This is a genomic window from Verrucomicrobiota bacterium, from assembly GCA_039027815.1.
Lineage (GTDB): Bacteria > Verrucomicrobiota > Verrucomicrobiia > Verrucomicrobiales > JBCCJK01 > JBCCJK01.
The window spans coordinates 1-21,738 of sequence record JBCCJK010000032.1; the positions used below are offsets into that span (position 1 = coordinate 1).

At 62.7% G+C, this 21,738-nt stretch carries 16 protein-coding genes; 8 read left to right on the top strand and 8 right to left on the bottom strand.

Going from position 1 to position 21,738, the window contains the following annotated elements; all coding sequences use genetic code 11:
* From AAF555_09215 to AAF555_09235, 5 genes are all read left to right on the top strand, one after another.
* Positions 1 to 474: hypothetical protein (locus AAF555_09215; protein MEM6911751.1), on the top strand; the 474-nt coding region annotated here is incomplete at its 5' end.
* A 6-nt stretch (positions 475 to 480) separates the two neighbouring features.
* Positions 481 to 894, top strand: a complete 414-nt coding sequence (locus AAF555_09220; GenBank protein ID MEM6911752.1) for a biopolymer transporter ExbD — start codon at positions 481 to 483, stop codon at positions 892 to 894.
* Positions 891 to 1,664, top strand: a complete 774-nt coding sequence (locus AAF555_09225) for a TonB C-terminal domain-containing protein (GenBank protein MEM6911753.1) — start codon at positions 891 to 893, stop codon at positions 1,662 to 1,664. Before AAF555_09220 ends, AAF555_09225 begins: the two co-directional genes overlap by 4 nt.
* Positions 1,665 to 1,679: 15 nt before the next feature.
* On the top strand, positions 1,680 to 2,546 hold the full coding sequence (locus tag AAF555_09230) for a hypothetical protein (protein ID MEM6911754.1): 867 nt from the start codon (positions 1,680 to 1,682) through the stop codon (positions 2,544 to 2,546).
* Between the two features lie 78 nt (positions 2,547 to 2,624).
* Positions 2,625 to 3,581, top strand: a complete 957-nt coding sequence (locus AAF555_09235; GenBank protein ID MEM6911755.1) for a hypothetical protein — start codon at positions 2,625 to 2,627, stop codon at positions 3,579 to 3,581.
* A 46-nt stretch (positions 3,582 to 3,627) separates the two neighbouring features.
* Here AAF555_09235 and AAF555_09240 read toward each other — a convergent pair whose 3' ends face one another.
* The 6 genes from AAF555_09240 to AAF555_09265 form a co-directional block, all read right to left on the bottom strand.
* Positions 3,628 to 4,692 (bottom strand): glucose-6-phosphate dehydrogenase assembly protein OpcA, encoded by a 1,065-nt coding sequence (locus tag AAF555_09240; protein MEM6911756.1) that lies wholly within the window; start codon positions 4,690 to 4,692, stop codon positions 3,628 to 3,630.
* Positions 4,693 to 4,704: 12 nt separating this feature from the next.
* Positions 4,705 to 6,234, bottom strand: a complete 1,530-nt coding sequence (zwf, locus tag AAF555_09245) for a glucose-6-phosphate dehydrogenase (protein ID MEM6911757.1) — start codon at positions 6,232 to 6,234, stop codon at positions 4,705 to 4,707.
* Positions 6,235 to 6,423: 189 nt separating this feature from the next.
* Positions 6,424 to 8,139, bottom strand: coding sequence for an arylsulfatase (locus AAF555_09250; protein ID MEM6911758.1), 1,716 nt, complete (start codon positions 8,137 to 8,139; stop codon positions 6,424 to 6,426).
* A gap of 113 nt (positions 8,140 to 8,252) precedes the next feature.
* The gene (locus AAF555_09255; protein MEM6911759.1) at positions 8,253 to 8,828 is read right to left on the bottom strand and encodes a DNRLRE domain-containing protein; all 576 of its coding nucleotides are present in this window, start codon (positions 8,826 to 8,828) and stop codon (positions 8,253 to 8,255) included.
* A gap of 281 nt (positions 8,829 to 9,109) precedes the next feature.
* On the bottom strand, positions 9,110 to 10,765 hold the full coding sequence (gene rpiB, locus AAF555_09260) for a ribose 5-phosphate isomerase B (protein MEM6911760.1): 1,656 nt from the start codon (positions 10,763 to 10,765) through the stop codon (positions 9,110 to 9,112).
* A complete protein-coding gene (locus AAF555_09265) occupies positions 10,762 to 11,271 on the bottom strand; it encodes a low molecular weight protein arginine phosphatase (GenBank protein ID MEM6911761.1) in 510 nt (169 codons plus the stop codon). Before AAF555_09265 ends, rpiB begins: the two co-directional genes overlap by 4 nt.
* Positions 11,272 to 11,430: 159 nt before the next feature.
* On the opposite strand from AAF555_09265, the gene AAF555_09270 reads away from it, so the two are divergent.
* The 3 genes from AAF555_09270 (at position 11,431) to AAF555_09280 (ending at position 17,331) form a co-directional block, all read left to right on the top strand.
* Positions 11,431 to 12,888: a sulfatase gene (locus tag AAF555_09270; GenBank protein ID MEM6911762.1), complete on the top strand. Its 1,458-nt coding sequence runs from the start codon at positions 11,431 to 11,433 to the stop codon at positions 12,886 to 12,888.
* The gene (locus tag AAF555_09275; GenBank protein MEM6911763.1) at positions 12,857 to 14,239 is read left to right on the top strand and encodes a sulfatase-like hydrolase/transferase; all 1,383 of its coding nucleotides are present in this window, start codon (positions 12,857 to 12,859) and stop codon (positions 14,237 to 14,239) included. Before AAF555_09270 ends, AAF555_09275 begins: the two co-directional genes overlap by 32 nt.
* Positions 14,240 to 14,487: 248 nt before the next feature.
* A complete protein-coding gene (locus tag AAF555_09280) occupies positions 14,488 to 17,331 on the top strand; it encodes a sulfatase-like hydrolase/transferase (GenBank protein MEM6911764.1) in 2,844 nt (947 codons plus the stop codon).
* A 27-nt stretch (positions 17,332 to 17,358) separates the two neighbouring features.
* Here AAF555_09280 and AAF555_09285 read toward each other — a convergent pair whose 3' ends face one another.
* Both AAF555_09285 and AAF555_09290 read right to left on the bottom strand, forming a co-directional pair.
* Positions 17,359 to 20,514, bottom strand: a complete 3,156-nt coding sequence (locus AAF555_09285) for an efflux RND transporter permease subunit (GenBank protein MEM6911765.1) — start codon at positions 20,512 to 20,514, stop codon at positions 17,359 to 17,361.
* Positions 20,511 to 21,737: an efflux RND transporter periplasmic adaptor subunit gene (locus AAF555_09290; protein ID MEM6911766.1), complete on the bottom strand. Its 1,227-nt coding sequence runs from the start codon at positions 21,735 to 21,737 to the stop codon at positions 20,511 to 20,513. Before AAF555_09290 ends, AAF555_09285 begins: the two co-directional genes overlap by 4 nt.
* Between the last annotated feature and the right edge of the window lies 1 nt (position 21,738).

Below are 21,738 nucleotides of genomic sequence, written 5' to 3' on the forward strand. Positions count from 1 at the left end.
AACCTCTTCGGTGCGCCTCCTCCGGGACCGCCCGCCGCTGCCTCTCCCGAGCAAGCCCCGCCCCCGCCTCCGCCCCCTCTTCCTGCTGCGAGCCCGCCCGTCGCCAGCGGAAGCAGTCCGTGGTCTCCGCCAGCGGGCCCGCCTCCGGCCGTGCCCGCCGCCCCGGCCTCCGCGGCACCCCCGGCCAGCGCGGCGAGCAAGCCGCCCGGCTTCACCCCGCCGCCGCTCGATCAGCCGCTGGCTCCCCTGGACAGCCCGCCTCCCCGGAGCAAGACCGCGTCCGCTGCCTTTCCCGCCTCGGGGACGCCGCCTGTGACCGAAAGGCCGCCCAGCCAGCCCGCGCCGCGCCCTCCGGTGGCGAACTCTCCGGAAAAAGCCCCTCCGCCTGCGGAGGAGGAAAGCGAGGACTTGGATCTCGATCTCGATAGCCTCCCGGCTCGCCGCCGCACCAGCAACCGGTCCCAATTCGGATAGCTCACCATGCCTCGCCGCCGCTCCCAGATGGGGGAACTCTCGGAGCTGAACGTGACTCCGCTGCTCGACCTCGCCTTTGTGCTTTTGATCATTTTCATGATCACCGCGCCCTTTTTGAACACGGGCGCGGAACTGCAAGTGCCGACCACGCAGGCCTCGCGCGAGGCGATCGACCCCGCGCGCATCCATCGCCTGCGGATCGACCTCCATGGCCAGATGGCGCTCGATGCGCAGCCGCTCGCCGCCGAGGAGCTGGTGCGCTCCCTGGCCAAACTTCGCCGGGCCAAGGGGGAAATCGGCCTGCTCATTGAATCCGATCGGAGCTTGACGGTGGCCTCCCTCGTCTCTGCCATGGACTTGGCGGCCGAAGCGGGGGTGACGAAGGTCGCTCTCTTGACGCAACCGGAGGGCCAGCCATGAGCCAAGAGAAGCGGCCCTTCCTCCTCCATCTCACGCTGGCGCTCGTCCTGCATGCCGGGCTCCTAGGGGCCTTCTTCACGATCTGGCGCACGCCTGGAAGCAAGCCTTCCGGCGCGCCCCTGGAGGAATCGATTTCTTGGATGGACCCGAGCGAATTCGCCCAAGCGCTGCGACCCAGCGGAGACCGCTTGCCCGCCATTCCAGAGCGGGATCAAGAGAGTGACATCGCCTTGGCCAAGGCGGGCCGGGAGGAGGAGGCCCAGCTTTTGGAGGAAGCCCGGCTACGACGGGTCCAGGAAGCCGCGCGCGCGCGAGCCGAAGAGGCGCAGCGACTGGAGGCCCAGCGAAAGCAGCGCTTGCAAGAGGCCAAGGAACGGGCTCGCCGCCTGGCGCAAGAACGGGCCCGCGAGTCGCCCACCTCCGAGGAGGCCGCTCAGAGCCAGGCCGCCGAATCCGCCCCCAGCCCCTACCGCAGCCAGCGGGACGGGGTGGACATGACCGCCTACGACCGAGTCATCGAGCGCGCGTTCAAAGAGGGTTGGCAGCAACCGCCCACCATTCCCGAAACGGAGGATTTGCTCCGCACTCAGGTCAAGGTGGTCATCGCTCCCGATGGCACCATACGGGAAAAAGAACTGAGTCTGTCTTCGGGAAACCGAGAGCTGGATCAGTCGGTGGAGGCAGCCATCGCCCCCGTGGACCGCATCGCGCCCTTTCCCGAGGGCTACCGCGAGCCGACTTATGAGATCGTGCTCACTTACCAAATGTAATCGGCTGGCTTCCCCATGCGGTTCCTCTCTCTCCTCGGCCTGAGTGCCTTTCTCGCCTCCCTCGGCTCGGCCCGTCCGCATGAAATCGTGATCGCCGGGGATCGGATGGCCCTCCAGGGCGACATTGTCTTCTCCGCGGGCAATGCTCGCCAGCGGGAGCTTTACCGCTGTGGTCCCGAGGGAGAGGGCCTGAAGCGGCTGACCCGACATGGCAGCCTCTGCGTCTCGCCAGCGGTCCGCGCCGGCACCATCGCCTACACCAGTTACCGCAGCGGTTGGCCGGATGTCTATGTGCAATCCCTTTCCGGCGGGCCGGGCCGACCCATCCTGCAAGTGCCCGGCACCAGTTCCGGGGCGGCGCTTTCGCCCACGGGCGAGCGCTTGGCGCTCGTGCTCAGCCGGCACGGCAATCCCGAACTCTATCTCACGAACACCCGAGGAAGCGGCTTGAAGCAGCTCACCCGAACCTATGGTTTGGAGGCCTCGCCCGCTTGGGCGCCCGATGGCCAGCGCCTGGTCTACGTGGCGAGCGAGGGCCATTCTCCCCAGCTCTACATTCTTTCGGCCAGCGGGGGAAAGCCCTCCTTGGTGCCGACCGGGAAGTCTTTCTGCGCGGATCCCAGTTGGTCCCCCGACGGGCGGCGCTTGGCCTTCGCCGTCTTTGGGGGCGGTGTCAGCCGGATCGCGGTCTTTTCCTTTGCCGATCGCCAGACCCGCCTGCTCGCCAGCACGAGCGGTTGTGAGTCGCCCGCCTGGGGGAACAACAGTCGCCACCTGGCGGCGGTCCGGCGGGGCGATGTGGTCTTGATCGATAGCCGGAGTGACTCCCTCCGCACCTTGGTCGCGGGCCGCGGCGCCACCTCGCTGGATTGGGGTTGGTGACGCCGGCGGTAGGGGGAACGGGAGCGGCTTTTTCGCTTCCCTTGCAGGGGCCCCGTCAGGTAGACTCCCCCCAAAGCCATGCTCGGTCTGCCCATCATCGAAGTCGCCCTCTGTCTCATCGGCCTCTTTGTCCTCTTGAGTGTCATCGCTTCCGCTCTCCAGGAGTGGTGGGCGGCCTGGCTCAAGCTGCGCGCCAAGACCCTGCGCGAAGGCGTCAAGAATCTCCTCTTCGATGAGAAATGGACCAAGCGCGTCTACGCCCACCCTCGCATCAAGACCCTCCGCCGGGCCCACCGAGGGCTGCCCTCCTACCTCGCCAGCGAGACCTTCGCCGAAGTGGTGCTGGATCTCTTGCGGGAGGACGCCCAGGCGGGGAACCCAGACGGGCTGACCGAAGCGCTCAGCTTCGAGGAGCTGAGCGCCACGGTCGAAAAGATCGCCAACCCCACGCTGAAAGAGTTCTTGAGCGACGTGGTGCGCTCGAGCCAGGAACAAGTGGCAGCAGCCAAGACACGTTTGGCCACCGCCTTTGATGAAACCATGGACCGGGCCAGCGGCTGGTATCAGCGCCATGTCAAAAGCACGCTTTTGGTGATCGGCTTGGTCTTGGCGATCGTGCTGAACGTGGATGCCATCGGCATCGTGCAGCATCTGTGGAAAGAGGACGCCATCCGCAAGCAGTTGGTGGCGGAGATCGAGCAGGGAGAGTTTGCCTCGGACCCGGAACGGTCCCGCGGCCAGATCAGCAGCTTCCCGATCGGTTGGGATATTTCGACCGCGCCGCCTCAGCTCTGGTGGATTCGCGAGTGGAGCGGTTACGAGGAAAGCCAGGTCAGCCGCCCTCTCCTTTTGGAAACCGGTTCCTACCGCACCACCATGTTTCCCCAGACCTTGTCGGGCTGGTTCACCAAGGGGCTGGGGCTCTTGCTGACCGGGATCGCGGTCTCCCTCGGAGCGCAATTCTGGTTCGACCTGCTCAGCCGGGTCATGAAAATGCGCGCCACGGGCGAGGTCCCGAAAGCCAAGGGCGACTAGGCCACGCGCGCGCGCCTTCCTCCAGCCCAGGCGAACCACGGCTCTCTTACCGGTCCCGCTCGGCGGGCGGGAGGCTGTCGAGGATGGTTTGGACGAGGGGGAGGGTTTTGAGGAAGAGGCGGTTTTGGCCGGAGCGGGCCAGTTGGTCGCCCACGAGGTCGATTTCGGTTTCCGGGTCGGCTGGGAGAAGGGTCGGCATGGAGTCGCGGCCGCACTCGGTCCGGATTTCCAAGTGAGGGGAATTCGGGAGATGCTCCAGGATGAAGCAGTGGGACCCAGCCTCCCAGCGGAGGCGGGAGAGGGCGGAGGTCTCGGCGGCTTCGGTCGTTCGGATCTGGATGGAGGGGCGGGGCTGGGCTTCCGCGCTTTGGAAGCGCAGTTCGGAGCCCGTGCCGCCGAGGTATTCCCAGCCGAGCTGGGTGGCGATCCAAGCGGCGAAGGTGTAGGCACTCACTTTCTGGTCCGGGCGGCAGGTGACTTCGATGCGCTGGGTCTCAGCGAGGTGCGCTCGATTGTCCTCGTCATCGAAGAGAGCCGCGACCGTTTTGCGCCACTGGTGCCCGCGCGTCCAGCTGAGGTCTTGCAGGATGGGGGCCTTGCTGACGCCCTCGGTCACTTCCCTTAGGCGAGCGAAGCCCGCTGCCTGATCCGCCCAGGTGGCGCTATCGAAGAGCAGGCGATCGATGCTGGAGACCAAGCGAGGCTCGAAGATGGGAGACCATTCGCCCTGCCACCAAAAGACCAGCGGGAGATCGGAGGCGAGGTGGGCGAAGACGATGTTGCGGATGCGGCCGGCCGCTTCGCCTCGGAGGGCGAAGGCGATTTGCTCGGAGCAGACGGATTTCTTTCCGCCGACGAGGTGGCAGTGCGCGGTGATCCAGGCTTGGGCCGCGTTTTCGGGGGCGGCGGTCGCCGAGTGGATGAGGATGGCGCGCACGGCGTGGTCCCGGGTCAGCTCGGCCACCATTTGGCTATTGCGCTCGAGGGAGCCCTCGGCCTCGCTGTAGATGGCGAAGTTGATGAGCGAGGCCATGGAGAGGGCCTCATCACTTTCCCAGAGCTGGTGGAGCTCCTTTTCGATTTTGCCGATTTGGACGTCGCTTCCCAACATGAGGTAGGTGAGTTAGAGGCGACGCCAAACGCAGTCGTCTTGCTCCAAGAGCTTTTCCGCTTCGCTCGGACCCCACGAGCCTGCGGGGTACTCCGCCATGGGGGGCGGGGTGGGCGATTCGTGCCAGGCTTTTTCAATTTCATCGATGAACGCCCAGGCGTTTTCCACCTCATCCCGGCGGGCGAAGAGGGTGGCGTCTCCCGCCATGGCATCGATGATGAGCCGCTCATAGGCTTCGGGAGAGGCTTTGCCGAAACTGGTCCGGTATTGGAAGTCCATCTTGACGGGCTCCAGGCGCAATTCCACGCCGGGCAGCTTGGAAACGATCCGCAGGGAGATGCCTTCGTCGGGTTGGATCCGGATGACGAGGACGTTTTGGCGGGCCCGCTCTTCGGTCGTGTTGAAGAGCACGTGGGGGGCGCGCTTGAAGTGAATCGAGATCTCGGTGGCCTTTTTGGGAAGCTGCTTGCCCATGCGGATGTAAAAGGGCACCCCGGCCCAGCGCCAGTTGTCGATGAGGCAGCGGAGGGCGACGTAGCTTTCGGTCTCCGATTCGGGATGGACGCGATCCTCTTGGCGATAGCCCACTTTCTCCACGCCGTCGACCGAGCCACTGGTGTATTGCGCGCGCACCACGTTGCGGCCTACTTCTTCGGCCCCTTTCCAGAGACGCAGCGAGCGCAAGACATTGACCTTGGCGTCCCGCACCCCGTCCGCGCTCAGATCGGTGGGCGGCTCCATGGCCACCAGGCTGAGGAGCTGGAGCAGGTGATTTTGCACCATGTCCCGGAGCGCGCCCGACTTGTCATAGTAGCCGCCGCGGCCCCCTTCCATGCCGAGGTTTTCCGCGCAGGTGATCTGCACGTCCTTGATGAAGCGATTGTTCCAGAGCGGCTCGAAGATAGCGTTGGCAAAGCGGGCCACCATGATGTTTTGAGCCGTTTCTTTGCCGAGGTAGTGATCGATCCGGTAGGTGTCCGCTTCGTCGAAGGTCCGGTTGACCGCCGCGTTCAAACGCTGGGCGGAGGGGAGGTCGGTGCCGAAGGGTTTCTCCACAATGACGCGCGACCACGCGCCCTCCAGTGGATCGCTCAGGCCGTATTCCTTCAATTGATCGAGGACCACTTCGAAGAACTCGGGCGCGATCGAGAGATAGAAGAGGCGGTTTTTCGGGCCGCCCTCGGCCGCGATCTGGTCGAGGCGCTCCTTCAGCCGCCGGAAGCCGTCTTCGTCTTGGAATTCGGAGCGATGGTAGTCGATGAGCGGGGCGAAGTGTTCCCAGACTTCTTCGTTGTGGCCGGTGCGGGAGACCTGGCGGTTCATCTCTTCGAGTTCTCCGCGATATTGCTCATTCTGTTTGTCCCGACGGGCGAAGCCGATGATGCGGGTCCCGGGCGGCAATTCGCCGGCCGCGGCGATGTTGTAGAAGGCCGGAATGAGCTTGCGGTGAGTGAGGTCCCCGGTGGCCCCAAAAATCACGATGCAGCAGGGCTCGGGGCGGGCGCGGGTGACGACGTCTTCTCGAAAGGGATTGGTTTCCATGGGAGCGCGGGGATCGCAGGGGAGAGCCTTAGCGAGGAAAGGGAGTCCACGATAGAAGAAATCCTTCCCTCCCATCGAAAAAATTCATCCCAGGCGTTATTTCGTCTCAAGACACCGCCAATGGAGCCAATGGAGCCAATGGATCCAATCGAGCCAGCGGCCCCCCCGCCGAGGCAGGGTCGAAAAACCTCAGTCTCCCAAGCGGCGGAGAATGACAAAGTAGGGGAGGTCTCCCTTGGCTGCTTGCATGCCCAGATCGAGCGGCCCTGCCTCGAGCGAGAGGCTCCCCAGGACCGCTCGTTCCACTTGGGAGGCAGCCGGTTGCTCGATGGTCTGGGTCCCTACTTGAAAGAGGATCGCCTCGACCTCGGTCGGCTCTTTCCAACGCAGTTCGATTTCATACCGCCCCGCATCCATGACCTCCAGCAGCCAGTGATAGGCGTTCCGGTTTCCTCGCCTGTTTTGCCAGGTCAGGACCAGCTCGGGCTGGGTGGCTCCCAGGTGCATGCGGGGGGGCGCGTAGTTGTCCGGTCGGGTCGAGGACACCTCCGCAAACCAGGCGTGGTAGCGAGCTTCGAGTTCCTTGGCGATTTCCGGCTCGCTCAGGAGGAGATTCTGGCTCTCTCCGGGATCGTTCTGAAGGTCATAGAGTTCAAATGGGATGGCGGGATCGGGACGCTCGTTGGCAAAGCCGCTCGCCCGCAGCAGCTTCCAGCGTTGGTTGCGAATCATCATGTGGTGTCCCGCCTGGGGCGTGTCTCCGCGATGGGCTTGGATGATGAGTTCCCGGTCGGGCCAGCTCACTTCGGCCTGGGTGAGGAGAGGAAGAAGACTCCGCCCATCGAGAGCGACGCCCTCCGGAAGGGCAGCCCCGGTGGCCTCCAAAATGGTGGGCATGACGTCGATGTGGGCAGCGATTCGATCTGAGAAGGCCCCCGCTTCCAGGCGCTCCGGCCAGCGGAGCCAGAGCGGCGAGCGGATTCCGCCTTCGTGGACCTCGCCTTTCTTCCCCCGGAAAGGGCCCACGAAACGGCGTGTGTTGGGGCCGTTGTCATTGAGGTAGAGGAGGAGGGTGTCGCGGGCGATGCCGTGCCTCTCCAGGACCTCGAAGAGCCGGCCCAGATTGGCATCGATGTTTTCGATCATGGCGAAGACCCGCGCCACGGTGTCCGCGTCTTGGCTGTGGCCTTCCAGGATGGGGGAGAGGTCGCGGTTGGCATACTTTTGGTAAAGGGCCTCGGGCACATCGTGGTAGGGGCTGTGGGGGGCGTTGGGCGCGATGTAGGCGAAGAAGGGTCGCCCGGCGGCGAGGGATTCTTCGATGAACTCGAAGCTGGCCTCGAAGTAGAGATCGGTGCAGTAGCCCTCGGTCTCGACTTGGGTGTTGTTGTGGAAGAGGATGGGGTCGGTGTAGCGGCGGTTGTTTTCAATGGGCTCGGAAGGTTGCCCCAGGCCACCGCCACGGTGAATGAAGGATTCTTGGAAGCCCTGCTCGCTCGGGCGGAGGGGAAAGTTATCGCCCAAGTGCCACTTCCCGAAAATGCCGGTGGCGTAGCCTTGTGCGGCCAGGACTTCCGCCACCGTGACCTCATCGGGTTCCATCATGGATCGCCCCCGCCAGGTATCCACCACGCGGGTGCGGTAGGCATAGCGGCCGGTCAGCAGACTGGCGCGGGTGGGAGAGCAGACGGGGCTGACGTAGAAGTTGGTGAGACGGGCGCTTTCCTCGGCCAGACGATCAAAGTGAGGGGTGTCGAGGACGGGATTGCCGAGGGCTCCGAAGTCACCATAGCCTTGGTCATCGGTCATAATCAGGATGACATGAGGAGGCGCGGCCGCGCTGGCAGCCGGGCCAGCCAAGGAGCAGAGGGAAAGGCCGAGGGAGAGGAACAAGGAACGAGTCACGAGCCAAGCTTACGCTGGCGTTTCGCTGCATCCTTCAGCCAAAGTGCTCCTGCAAAGGGCGGGAGGGGGAGCCGCAGCGGAGCCAAGCCCACCCAGAGGAACCAGCCCTCGGATCACCGGCGTCTCCTGCCAAACGCAATCAGCCCCATTCCCAGCCCGAAAAGACCAAGAGCTCCTGGCTCCGGGATCGGCTCAAACTCCACCGTGAGCGTGGGCGCCTGCGCGGTGGGATGTTCCTTGCTAGCGAACTCCCCAAAGCTGTTCGATCCTTGGTTGTCTATCAGGAGACCATAATTGGTCGTCCCGCCGGAATACCAGTCCTGAACAAAAGAGGTAAGATTGATGGAGGGGTTGGGACCCGAATCCACGAAGAGAGCCCCACTGAGGACGGAAACGCTGGAGTTCGCGGTCACGGTTTCTTCGAACCAATTGCTCCCGATCAAATTGATTTCAAAAGTATCGAACTCTTCATACTCTGTTCCGCCTGGGCGCGCGGTCAGGTCGAGTGTGGCATTCGTGATGTTTTGTCCCGTGGGAAGGCTGCTGATGTCAAAACGGATCAGTATGGCGGCATCGAAGAAGATACTGAAGGCACCAAGTTCCATAAACTCCTCTGAGCCAAAATTTGCTCCGTTGTCGTCACTGTCGCCCGCCGTGACGAAGGTGTCATCCGTTGGGGTGAACATCATGGTGGCAGCCTTGGAACCGATGGCTGCGCAGAGAAACCCGGAAAGGAGCACGAACAATCGAATTTTGCGGTTCGTGAGGTTTTGCTGGTTTCTGGATCGAAAAAAAGACCCGAGCTACTGGGGTGATGAAGCAGCTATAATGCCTCATTCTTGGAAAAATCCCCTGTGGAAAAGCGAGCAAAGCCGCTTTGAAGCAGGGAGTGGCTCCTTTTTTGGTTTTTTTGCTAGATCCTCGGTGCCCCGTCCGCTCGCAGTCAAGAGTTTCCTCCGACAGCTTGGTCTTACGGAAGGGGGAAGCGTTCGTTAAACGCGACCACTTCGGTGGCTACCGTCTTTAGGAGGGCTTCGTCCTCAGGGTTTTCCAAGACATCGGCGATCCAGTGGGCGATCTGTTTCATCTCCGCTTCTTTCATGCCGCGGGTGGTCACGGCTGGGGTGCCGAGGCGGATGCCACTCGGCTTGAAGGGCGAGCCGGTGTCGAAGGGGATGCTGTTTTTGTTGGCGGTGATGTGGGCTTCGTCGAGCCAGGTGCTGGCTTGGGCGCCGTTGATGTTCTTGGAGCGCAGATCGACCAAGAAGACGTGGTTTTCAGTGCCTCCAGACACGATTCGGAAGTCGCGCTCGGCCAAGCCGGCTGCCAAAGCCTGGGCATTGACCACGACTTGTTGCTGGTAGGCGCGGAATTCTGGCTGGAGCGCCTCGCCAAAGCAGACGGCCTTGGCCGCGATGACGTGCATGAGGGGGCCGCCTTGGACGCCAGGGAACATTTGGCTGTCGATCTTTTTGGCGTGCTCGCCTTTGCACAAGATGATGCCACCACGGGGGCCGCGCAGGCTTTTGTGGGTGGTGCTGGTGACGAAGTCCGCGTGCGGGACGGGACTGGGGTGGGCTCCGCCCGCGACCAGGCCGGAGATGTGCGCCATGTCGATGAAGAGGTAGGCGCCGACTTTTTTGGCGATCGCGGCCATGCGCTCGAAGTCGATGATTTGGCTATAGGCGCTTGCGCCTGCGGTGATGAGTTTCGGCTGGGAGGTTTCGGCTTGTCGCTCCAAGGCGTCATAGTCGATCTTTTCATCGCTTTTGCTCACCCCGTAGTGAACGACGTCATAGAGAGCCCCAGAGAAGTTCGCGGGGTGGCCGTGGGTGAGGTGCCCCCCGTGAGCCAGGTCCATGGTCAGGATAGTGTCCCCCGGCTTCAGGACCGAGAAGTAGACGGCGGCATTCGCCTGGGAGCCGCTGTGAGGTTGGACGTTGGCGTGCTCGGCCGAGTAGAGCGTTTTCAATCGCTCGATGGCGATGGTTTCGATTTTGTCGACTTGCTCACAGCCGCCATACCAGCGCTTTCCGGGGTAGCCCTCGGCATACTTGTTCGTCAGGAGGCTGCCTTGGGCTGCCATGACAGCGGGGCTGGTGAAGTTTTCCGAGGCGATGAGCTCAATGTGGTTTTGCTGCCGCTGCCCTTCCAGCTCCACGATTTCGTAAATCTCGGGGTCGGCCAGGGCCAAAGGGCCGTTCATTTTGGCGACCCGGCGGTTGTGTCGATCCCCCTCTTCCTCCGAAGCCAAGTAGGCTTGGAGAATCTCGATGGCCAAGGCCGGTTCGGTCGTCTTTTGCCCAAAACAGAGGAAATTGGCGTGGTTGTGGGCTCGGGCGAAGTGGCCATCGATGGGGCTGTGGCAGAGAGCCGCCCGAATGCCGTCGAACTTGTTGGCCGCGATGCTGATGCCGATGCCAGTGGTGCAGACGAGCACCCCAAAGTCGTACTGACCACTGCGGAAGCGCTGGCAGGCGGCTTTGGCGAAGTCGGGGTAGTCGACCGATTCGGTGCCGTGGGTGCCCACATCGGTCACGGCATGACCTTCGCTTTCGAGGAATTCTTTGAGCGCAGACTTCATGGCGAAGCCGCCGTGATCGGAGCCGATGATGAGTTTCTTCATGAATGGGGAGAGTCGAGAAAGGCGAGCAATCCAGGGATGGCGGATACGATGGCGTCGCGCACCCGGACGTAGTCCTCGCGGGGCCCGCCGATCGGGTCGCTTAGGTCGAGGCCGCGTTCCTCCGGGCGACTGGCAAAGTCGCTCAGCAAAAAGGTCTGGTCGGCGATTTCGGGGAAAAGCGTCACCAACATATCCCGGTGGGAGCGGGTCATGGCGATGAAGTAGTCATGCTCTTCCACCAGCTTCGCGCTCAAGGGCTGGCTGCGGTGCGGCGAGAGCGCGATGTCGGATTCCGCCAAAAGCGCACAAGCCTCGCGGCTAGCGGGGGACCCATGGCCGGCGGAGACGCCGGCGGAGGCGCTTTTCAATTCAGAGCGGGCTTGGGTGGCATGCCGGAAGAGCGCCTCCGCCATGGGGCTCCGACAAGTATTGCCGGTGCAGACGAAGAGGACGCGCTGGTTGGCCATCAATCGATTGATTACGAACGAATCAGAGGGAGCCGCCACTATGGAGAGGCGGGGGCGAAGTCAACCAGCGATGGCGAGGGAATCCGCCAAGACGCGGGCCGGTCTTCCAGCGAGAGCGCGGGCGTGAAAGGGCCCTCCCGCTCAGCCCGTATCGCCTACGTCCCTTCTCCTGTTTCGACCCCCTCTCCTCCTCCCATCATGTCCCGGCTTTTCCTGACGGTTTTCTTAGCGCTGCTGCCTACCCTGGCGCTCTCGACCCCGCCCAACATCGTCCTCATCCTGGTGGATGATATGCCCTGGTGGGGCACCTCGGTGGCACAGAAAGAGGGCGACCCGCGCTCCACCTCCCTATACCGCGATACTCCTCATGTCGAGAAGCTGGCCGCGCGCGGCATGACCTTTTCCAACGCCTACGCGGCCGCCGGAATGTGCGCCCCCTCCCGCACCAGCATTCAGACCGGCCTCTCTCCGGCCCGGCATCTTTTCAGCGGCAATGGGAACTTCGGAACCGAGGAATACGAGAACGTCTTCTATGAGTTGAAGCGACGAGACCGTGGCATGCCGCTCATCCAGCCCAGCCCCATCGGCAGCCTCAATCCCAAGTTCGCCACCATTGGAGAAAAACTCCGGGAGCAGGGCTACGCCACCGCGCACTTTGGCAAATGGCATGTCTACGGCGGTGGTCCCGAGGCCCATGGCTACGATGTGGGCGATGGCGAGACCTCCAACAACGAAGGCAAGCCCACCAGCGGGATCGACCCCGAGGACCCCAAGCGGATTTTCAGCATCACCGAAAAAGCGCTCGCCTTTGTGGAGGCGCAGCAGCGGGCGGGGAAGCCGTTTTACGTCCAGCTTTCTCACTACGTCGAGCACAACAAGCAGATGTCGCTCGAGGAGACGCTGGCCGAATTTGAGGCGAAGAAAGCCATCCAAGAGATCGAGCCCGACCGCGCCAAAAAAGAAGCCGCCACCCACGGGGCCGCGGTCAAGGACCTCGACACCTCGATAGGCCTTCTCCTGGACCGTTTGGAGGCACTCCGGCTGACCGACGAGACCTACGTCCTCTTCACTTCCGACAATGGCAAAAACCTCTTCAACGGAGAAGAAAGCGTCCTCCGGGGCGACAAGTGGTGGCTCTGGGAGGCCGGCGTGAGAGTGCCCTTCATCGTGGCGGGCCCGGGCATTCGACCTGGTTCCCGCTCTTCCCTCAACACCGCCAACTACGATTTGCTTCCGACCTTCTTCGAAATGGCGGGAGGCGACCACCAGGCGCTCGAGGCCAGCATCGATGGCCGAAGTTTGCTCCCCATTCTGACTGGCCTGACTGGCGAGGAGAGCACCGCCTTCCCGGAGCGTGCCTTGTTCTTTCACTACCCGCACACCCGCAACTCGACCCCCCACTCGGCGATTGTGAAGGGGGACTACAAACTCTACACGTTTTATGAGATCCCTGAGCGGCCTCAGCTCTTCGATCTCAGCAAGGACTTGGGAGAGACGACCAATCTCGCCCAGCGCATGCCCGAGCGCGCGCAATCTCTCTTGGCGGAGCTCCAAGGATACTTGAAGCGAGTGAACGCCTATTTCCCGAAGGAAAACCCGCAGGCCGACCCCGACTACCAGCGCTATGATCCGGACAAAAAAACGCCTCCGCTCTAAGCCCTCGAAGCCCTCGTCTTCCGCCCTCAGGCAGCTGGCCGGGTTTGGCCTGCTTCTCCTCGGCTACGGGGGAGCGACTCAGGTCGCGCGCGCAGCTGAGCGGCCCAATGTCATCGTCATCATGGCCGATGACCTCGGCGCGGAGGGGCTCGCTTGCTACGGCAGCACCCTCTACAGCTCCCCCCGGCTGGACCAGTTGGCGAGCGAGGGCTTGCGCTTGAACAATGCCTACGCGACCCCGCTTTGCACCCCGACTCGGGTCATGATCATGAGCGGTCTGGAGCCCCATCGCACGGGCCATCTCGCGCTCCTGAGCAAAAAACCGGGCACGAGACTCTCTCCCGAGATCCGAACTTTCGGGCAAGACTTTCAGCAGGCCGGCTACCGCACCGCCATCGCCGGAAAATGGCAGCTCGGACAGTTCGATGACTTCCCGGAGCAAGCGGTCGAGCACGGCTTTGATGAATACTGCCTCTGGACCTGGATGGTGGAGAGGGAAAAGACCAGTCGCTACTACCAGCCCAGCTATCGCACGGACAGCCAAACCCACGTCGCTGGCCCGGAAGTCTACGGTCCGGACGTCTACGCGGACTTTGTCTTGGACTTCATCGACCGCCATCGGGAGGCGCCCTTCTTTGTCTACTTCCCCATGGCTCTCGTCCATTCCCCTTTCGAGCACCCACCGCGCCTGGAGGCGCTCGCGCGGAGCCGCTTTCCCCCGGGGCTCGACAAGAACACCCAAGCCTTCGGCCACATGATTACGTACATGGATGACATCGTGGGCCAAATCGTGGATCGGCTCGAAGCCCATGGAATCGCCGAGAACACCCTCCTTCTCTTCACCGCCGACAACGGCACCCACCGGTCCATCACCAGCCAGCTCCCCGGGCTGGAGGTCAAGGGAGACAAAGGCGCCATGACCGAAGCGGGAACCCGGGTGCCCTTCCTGGCCTGGTGGCCGGGCACCATCCAGCCCGGGGTGAGCGAGAAATTCTTCTCCTTGGTCGATGTGCTCCCTACCATCGCTTCCTTAGCCGACCTGCCCCTCGGACGCGAAGTCGATGGCATGGATCTGGGCCACTACTTTCTCGGGACCGAAGGCCGGGATCGCGAACAAGTCTTCATGGCCTACAAGGCGGGCCAATTCTTTGTGCGGGATCGGGAGTTTCGCCTCAGCCTGGCGGAAAACCGAGAGCCGGAGGAAATCCTCTATCACATCCCGGTCACCTCCGGCCGAGAGCGCTACCGCGAGAAGGTCAGCCGCCATCCCGAACACGAAGCCGCACGAGCGCATCTTCGAAGGCTCCTGCAAGAGTATCAAACCCTCCCCCCATCCGAGCTTTCCGACTAGGCGAGCGGCCCGGCCGGAAAAAGCCTCCCACCAGCGCTAAGCGATTGAGCGTGAACTGCGTAAAAAAACGCTTTTCCCCAAAAAAGCTTTTCATCACCTCGAATTCGGCCTATTTTCTCCGCCCAATCTGGCGTTTTCTTCAGGTTTCTTTTCCCCCCCAAAATCCCATGCAAGCCTCCCTCCCGTCTGGCGCGGCCCCTGGCCGGTGCCTTCGATTCGTTTCCCCCTCTTTTCTGTCGGCCTTTTCCTTGGGCCTGTTTCTTCTGCCTCTTCTGCCAAAAGAAGGCGCGGCCGAGACCTTCTTCTTTGCCGACTTCGATTACACCTCGGCCCCAGCGTCCGGCACCTTGGGCGCCGATGGCAATGATTCCTATGCCAACTTGAATGGCGGCATGCCCCAGCTGGTAGGCTCCTTTTCCGGCTCTTCCAACATTCCGGAGGCCCAAGGAATCGGGAGATTTTCACCCGACACCTTTGGATTCCAAGACGGCTTTCTCTGGCTGGATCAACCGAGTAGCGCGGGCTCCTTTATGGCCAACCTCGATCTCTCGGCTGGCACGCCCGTTTTCGATAGCCTGGTCGTCTCCATGAAGCTGCTGACCCGCCGTGGCACCAATAACAACGACGAGGACTACAGCATCATTGGCTATGACGGGACGGGGAACGAGGCCTTTCACCTCGCCATCAGCACCGATAAGAATGGAGGCAACAATCCTGAAAAGAAACTGGGCGTGATCCACAGTGGGGGAACGGTCAGCTACACCCTGAGCGAGGACTTCGGTGGCAGTGGTTCGGACGAGGAACTGGACATGGACCTCTCAGGAGACACCTCGAGCGCGCGAACCTTGGTCCTCAATTTTGGAAATAGCGGCTACACCCTGGCTGTCAGCAGCACCGCCTCCTCCTTCCCGGGCAATTACACCACGGGGCCCATCCCCTACAATGGCAACCCGAGCAATCTAGCGCGCATCGAATTTGTTTTCGCGAGTGGCTCCGGGTTTTACCTGGATGACCTGAAGGTCGAGGGCTCGATCTCGGTTTCCAACCCGGACCCGGTCGCCCCCACCAATCTCACGGCGGTCATCGGCGACTCCGAAGTAGCGCTCAACTGGGCCGATGACCCCTCCGGCGCGGTCGACTTCTACACCGTGTACCGCTCGGAGACCTTCCCCGTCACCAGCGGCGCCACCGTGGTCGGCACCACCAGCACCAGCAGCTTCAACGACAGCACCATCGTCAGTGGAACGACTTACTACTACGCCGTCTCCGCCACCTCCACGGGCGGCGTGGAGACCGCCCTCAGCGAAGGCGTTCCCGCCCGGACGCTCTTCTCCCTCCTGAGCGACTTCCAATTTGATCCTTCCAGTGGCGACGGCCAAGTCACCATCAATGGGCCCGCTCACCGGCTGTTCAAGCTAGTGGCCGACAATGACCTCGACTTTGAGAGCCCGCTCATGAGCCCCATGTCCTTCGACGCCGCCAGCGTGGGAACGCTTGGCGAGAATGGCGATCGAATCATGTCGGATGCCAATGGGCAAGCCACCGTCCAGTTCAACATGGGCAGTGCCGGCGCGGGCTTCCTCCGGGCCGAAACCGCCACCCCTTCCAAGCCAAACATCATCATCTTTTACTCTGACGATCAAGACAAGTCCCACGTCGGTTGCTATGGGAACAACTCGGACACCCCCCACATCGACAGCATCGCGGCCAACGGCGTGAAGTTCAATCGCTTCTACATCAGCTCCCCCGTCTGCACCCCCAGTCGCTACAACTTGCTAACAGGCCGCTTCGCCTCCCGCAACACCACTCGGTTTCACGATGAGCACCCGCCGGGCGGCTACAGCAACGTGCGCTGGAACGCCCGCATTTTCCAAGAACCGCTCCTCGGCACCCTCCCCGGCATCCTGCAAGCGAATGGCTACCACACCGGGATGTGTGGAAAGTGGCACCAAGGCCAGAATGAGCTGCCTTACCTTCTGAATTCCGACATCAGGCGCCAAGCCGTGCCGACCGATTCGGACTGGGACACGGACATTGTCCCCAAATTGGAAGCCAATTACCAAGTGGTGGTCGACAGCGTGAAGTCCTGTGGGTTTGACTTCGCGGATGGGGTTTTTGAAAGCAATGTCACCGGGATGGACTTGCCGAGATACCTGCAAGTCCACTGCATCGAGTTCATCACGAAAGCCGCCCTCGACTTCCTCGATGAAAGCCAAACGGCCGATAACGGCCAGCCCAAGCCGTTCTTCCTCTACATGGCGGCCACCGTGCCGCACACGCCGAACCCCAGCGATTCACTAGCGAACAGCGACTTTCGCACGCCCATTGGCATCCTTCCGGAGCTAGAAGGGGTGCAACCCTCGCGCGCCAGCGTCATGGCTCGGGTCAGCGGCTCCCAGGATCGTGGGTCGACCTGGTTTGACGATGGGGTCGGCGCGGTCATGGCCAAACTGGATGAACTCGGGGTGACCGAAAACACCCTGGTCTTTTACATCAGTGACCACGGCTCCACCCCTAGCAAGATGAGCTCTTACGATGGGGGCGCCCGCGTCCCGGCGGTCGTCCAATGGCCCGCCGTGATCCAGCCGGGGAGCGTCTCGAACAAGCTGGTCGCCAACTACGATGTGGCCCCGCTCATCTACGACGCGCTCGACATCACGGTGGACCCGCAGGTCAAGATCGATGGAGTCAGCTTCCTGCGCGAACTCATGAACGAGCAGTATGAGCGCGAGCACATCTTCATGGAAATCGGGGTCGAGCGCACGGTCGTGAATGACGCCGGATTCAAATACATGGCGGTGCGCTACTGGCCGGAGATCCTGGCCGACATTCAGGAAAACGGGGCCAGCTACGGCCACGAGCAATCCAAAGTGCCGTTTTCAGATCGCTTGAACGTCCGTTATGGACACGACCGAGAATACCCGGACTACTTCGACTTCGATCAGCTCTACGACCTGAACAACGACGCCCAAGAGCATAACAACCTCTACGACGATCCCGCCTACGCAGAGCAACAAGCCGAGCTACGAGCCCTGGTGGAGGCCTACAGCCAAGACCTGCTCCATCTCTACGGCGAGTTCAAAACCGAATGAGTTAGACTCTCTCCGGTCCGCTCTGTATCACGCCTCGCGCCACTCTTTCTGAAGGGCGGCCTCTCTCTGCTTCCCGCGAACGAGCCACCGGAAGACCCGCCCGGCATCGTCGATCGTGAGGTAGAGCGCGGGCACGATGACGAGAGTGATGGCGGTGGCGAAAACCAGGCCAAAGCCTAAAGAGATGGCGATCGGAATGAGAAATTGCGCCTGCCGCTCGGTCTCGAAAATCATGGGGGCCAGGCCGCCGAAGGTCGTGAGCGTGGTCAGCAGAATCGGGCGGAAGCGGCGGATGCCTGCGTCCAACACGGCCTCGGCCGGGGTCTCGCCGTCCACCCGCCGGCGCTCGTTGGCGTAGACCACCATCACGAGCGAGCCATTGATGACCACCCCGCTCAGGGCGATGATGCCCTTGATGCTGATGACGCTCATGCTGTAGCCCATAATGAGGTGGCCGAGAATGGCCCCGACCAAGCCAAAGGGAATGGCAAACATCACCACCAGCGGCTGGAAATAACTGCGAAAGGGAATGGCCAGGAGGAAGTAAATCAGAGGCAGGGCCAGCGTCACCGAGTAGAACAAAAGGGCGTCCAGGGTCTCCTGGGAGGAGGCTTGGTTGCCCTCATAGCTATGGCGCAGCCCAGGAAACTGGCGCTTCAAGGCCGGGAGCATCTCCTGCTCGAGTGCTTCGATGACGCGGCTGGTTTCCCGCTCCGGTGAGACGTCCGCCGTCAGATTGAGGGTCCGGTTGCCGTCCCGACGGCGAATGGTGCGGTAGGCGCGGCCCTCTTCCACCTCGGCCACTTGCCGCAGCGGCACCTCTTGGCCGGTAGGGGTGGTCACAAAGAGTTCTTCAATATCATACTCGCTGGTGCGTTGTTCCTCGGGCAGCCGGACGTGGACGCGCACTTCATTGCTGCCCCGCATCTGGCGGAGGGATTCCGCGCCGAAGAAGGAAGCGCGCACTTGGCGGGCCACGTCCTGGGTGGTGAGGCCCAGGCTTCGGCCCTCTGGGGTCAGGCGGTAGGTCCGCTGCTTTTTCCCCAGCTCGAAGCCATCGTCGATGTCGGAGACGTTCGAGAGCTTGGCCAGTTCGGCCGCCAAGGTCTCGGAGGCCTCTTGCAGGGTGTCGATCTCGCTATGGCTGAGCTCGACGTTCAGGCTGGAGTTGTCCCCCCGCCCGAACCCGGTGCTGAAAAAGCGGACTACCTCGGCGCCGCGGACCGTTCCCAGCTCCTGGCGCCAAACGTCTTCGAACTCGACCGCGCCGATCGGTCGCTCGCCCGAGGGCGTGAGGTAAAAGCGGGTCCGGATTTGGCTGCCTTCGATGCTCGAGTAGTAGCCAGTGGAAAGGCTCTCGCCCCCGTTTTGGGCCACCACCGCTTGGCCGCTGCGCTCCAACTGCTCCCGCACCACGAGCGCTTCGGAAAGGGGGGAACCCACCGGCAGAAAGACGGCCGCGATGACCTCATCCCGCTCCGGCTGGGGGAAGAAATTCCACCCCAGGCGGCCGCTCTGGAAGTAGGCCACCACCACCAGAAAGAGCGCCAAGCCCGAGGCCAGCACCAGGTAGCGGTTGCGCAGACAGAGCTTGAGAAAGGGGGCGTAGAACTGGTCGATGGCCCCTTGCAGCAGCCGACTGACCTTCTGCTGCTGACGGCCGATCCAGCGAAAGAGGGGAGAACCGGCCGGCTCCTTCAAGTGGGCCAAATGGCTGGGGAGAATGAAAATGCTCTCGACCCAGGAAATGAGGAAGACCGCGCTCACCACCACGGGGATGGCGAACCACATCTGGCCGGTGAAGCCCGGCACGAAAAAGATGGGGGAGAAGGCCACCACGTTGGTGAGGATGGCGAAGGCCACGGGCGAGGCCATCCGCTTGGCCCCATCCGCAGCCGCCTGCTGGGGAGAGAGGCCGCGTTCCCGCCGGGCATGGACCGCTTCGCCGACCACGATGGCGTCGTCCACCACGATCCCGAGGGCGATGATGAAGGCGAACATCGACATGATGTTGAGCGACACATCCACCACCGGCAGCAGCAGAAAGGCCCCCAGGAAGGAGATGGGGATCCCGAGCGTGACCCAGAAGGCCAGGCGGATTTCCAGAAAGAGAGCCAGGAAAAACAGCACCAAGAGCAGGCCCAGGCCAAAGTTCTTGGTCAGGAGCCCGAGGCGTTGATCGAAAAGCACCGAGCGGTCGTCCTGGACGACATACTCGATCTCCTCGGGCAGGGTCGTCAGCAGGTCCTCCATGGCAGCGAGCGCGGCCTCGACCACTTCCTTCGGCCGCTGGTCGCCGATTCGGAAGACTTCCAAGTTGATGGCGGTCTGCCCGTTGTAGGTGTAAATCCCGTCCGTATCCTCGAAGCCTTCCCGCACGGTGGCGAGGTCTCCGAGGCGCAATTCCGCCCCGGACTCGGTCGTCAAAATGGGAATCTCACGAAACTCGTCCGCGAAGTCCCGCCGCTCATCGAAACGCACCAGAATCTCTCCCTGCGTCGTCTTGACCCCGCCGCTCGGCAGCTCGACCGAGCTGGTGGACACGATGTCGGCCACCCCTTGCAGGGTCAGGCCGTAGGTGCGCAGGGCCTCGCGGGAGGGCTCGATGTAAACGCGGAAATCGCGCGCGTCTTCGATCTCGACATTCGTGATCTCCTCCTCCTGGAGAAAACGGTCCCGCACCCGCTCTGCCAAATTGCGCAAATTCCAGGGATCAAGCGGTCCATAAATCGTGATCTCGAGGACATCCCGCTTCCGCCCGGTGATGCGGATCTCGGCCTCTTCGGCGTCGTCTGGCAGAGTCCGGATGCCATCGACGGCCTCCCGCACCTCCTGGTAGACCTCCATGCGGTCGGCGCCCCGTTGGAACTCTGAGGTGACCACGCCGTAGCCCTCGCGCGCGACCCCCCGCACCTCCGTCAAGAGGCTGACGCCGCGGAGGGCGGATTCCATGGCCTGAACCACACCGCTCTCGATTTCTTCTGGGCTGGCCCCGGGGTATTGGATGGAGACTTGGATTTCCTCAATCTCGACCTCGGGGAAGACCTCCTGCTGGGTGTTCCAAGCGGTAAACCCCCCTCCCACCAGAAGGAAAATCATGACCAAATTGGCCACCACTGGATTGGCTACCATCCAAGCGATGGGTCCCCCGCCTTTCAGGGAAGGTTCCGGGGAGTCGCTCATGTGTCTTGGCCTTCCCCTCCGGCGGAAACCTGTCCAGCCGGGGCCTCGATGCGCAACTTCATGCCCGGCACCGCGAGCCGAAGCCCCCGGGTGATGAGTCGATCGCCCGGCCGCAGGTCCCCCTTCACGTAAATGAAGTCTTCGCCGCGGTAGAGCACTTCGACTGGTTCGATGGCCAGGGTGTCATCGCGCGCCGCCAGCCAGACTTGGTCCCCGGGGCGAAGAAAACGCCGCGGAATCGCGTAGGCCCCCTCCAGGGTGATTCCCTCGATCTCCCCTCGCAGGATGCTGCCCAAGAGCACCTGCGGCTGCTGGCCGGTCTCCGGTCGCTTGGCCATGGGGTCTTTCACCCTTGCCAGTACCGTGGCCATGCGGGAGGCGCGGTCCAGCTCGCTCACCAAGCCTAGCAAGGAGCCCGTCCGGCCTTGGCCCCTTTTCCAAGAGGTGGGAGAGGAAAGGTGCACGGCAGCGCCGCTCTCCCCAGGCGAGTCCGGGAAGGCAATCCAGCGGAGCTGGTCGGAGGGAACAGCCAATTCGATCCAAAATTCATCCGCCCGGGCTAGCTCCGCTACCGGATCTCGATTTTCCAGCTCCGTCCCGCGCGCCACATTCCGACTCAGCACCACGGCGTCGAAAGGCGCGGCCACCTCCGTCCGCCGAAGCGCTTCCTGGGCGGCCTCCAAGTTGGCCCTGGCCGAATCCAGTTCGGCGCGTGCGCTTGCCAGTTGGGGCTCTCGCAAGACCCACCTCCGCTCGGCTTCGGTCAGTGGTTCCTCGATCAGCTTGAGCTCCTCCCGGGCGACCGCTTGCTGCCCTTGCTCGCTCGCGAGGGCGCTCTCGGCCGCCGCCACGGCCGCCGCGGCATTGCGTTCGGCAAAGAGGAAGTCTTGCTCGTCGATTTTCAAAAGAGGCATCCCCTGCGGGACAAAAGCGCCCGGCACCAACAATTCGCTGATGGACTCCACTCGCCCTGAAACCCGCGGGGCCAGCCCCAAGCGCTCGGCTGCCACCACCTCTCCGAGAGCGGCTACCAGAATCGGTTCCGCATGCGGCTGAAGCGGGAAGATCTCCACCAAGGGGGCGAGGCGCTCTTCCCGATCTCTTTCTTCGACCGTGGGCGGGTTGACGACCAGAAAGCGGGCCAGCCCAAAAGCGCCCGCCACCAAGACCAGGCCCACCAGGAGACGCACGAGAAAACTGGTCTTGGGAAAAGCCTTCGGCATA

What these genes read in the sequence shown, in the direction of transcription:
- AAF555_09255 (MEM6911759.1), bottom strand. Translation starts at nt 8,828, where the DNA reads ATGATGTTCACCCCAACGGATGACACCTTCGTCACGGCGGGCGACAGT.
- rpiB (MEM6911760.1), bottom strand. Translation starts at nt 10,765, where the DNA reads ATGAAGAAACTCATCATCGGCTCCGATCACGGCGGCTTCGCCATGAAG.
- AAF555_09275 (MEM6911763.1), top strand. Translation starts at nt 12,857, where the DNA reads ATGATCCGGACAAAAAAACGCCTCCGCTCTAAGCCCTCGAAGCCCTCG.
- AAF555_09285 (MEM6911765.1), bottom strand. Translation starts at nt 20,514, where the DNA reads ATGAGCGACTCCCCGGAACCTTCCCTGAAAGGCGGGGGACCCATCGCT.
- AAF555_09290 (MEM6911766.1), bottom strand. Translation starts at nt 21,737, where the DNA reads ATGCCGAAGGCTTTTCCCAAGACCAGTTTTCTCGTGCGTCTCCTGGTG.
- AAF555_09235 (MEM6911755.1), top strand. Translation starts at nt 2,625, where the DNA reads ATGCTCGGTCTGCCCATCATCGAAGTCGCCCTCTGTCTCATCGGCCTC.
- AAF555_09240 (MEM6911756.1), bottom strand. Translation starts at nt 4,692, where the DNA reads ATGTTGGGAAGCGACGTCCAAATCGGCAAAATCGAAAAGGAGCTCCAC.
- AAF555_09270 (MEM6911762.1), top strand. Translation starts at nt 11,431, where the DNA reads ATGTCCCGGCTTTTCCTGACGGTTTTCTTAGCGCTGCTGCCTACCCTG.
- AAF555_09230 (MEM6911754.1), top strand. Translation starts at nt 1,680, where the DNA reads ATGCGGTTCCTCTCTCTCCTCGGCCTGAGTGCCTTTCTCGCCTCCCTC.
- zwf (MEM6911757.1), bottom strand. Translation starts at nt 6,234, where the DNA reads ATGGAAACCAATCCCTTTCGAGAAGACGTCGTCACCCGCGCCCGCCCC.
- AAF555_09225 (MEM6911753.1), top strand. Translation starts at nt 891, where the DNA reads ATGAGCCAAGAGAAGCGGCCCTTCCTCCTCCATCTCACGCTGGCGCTC.
- AAF555_09220 (MEM6911752.1), top strand. Translation starts at nt 481, where the DNA reads ATGCCTCGCCGCCGCTCCCAGATGGGGGAACTCTCGGAGCTGAACGTG.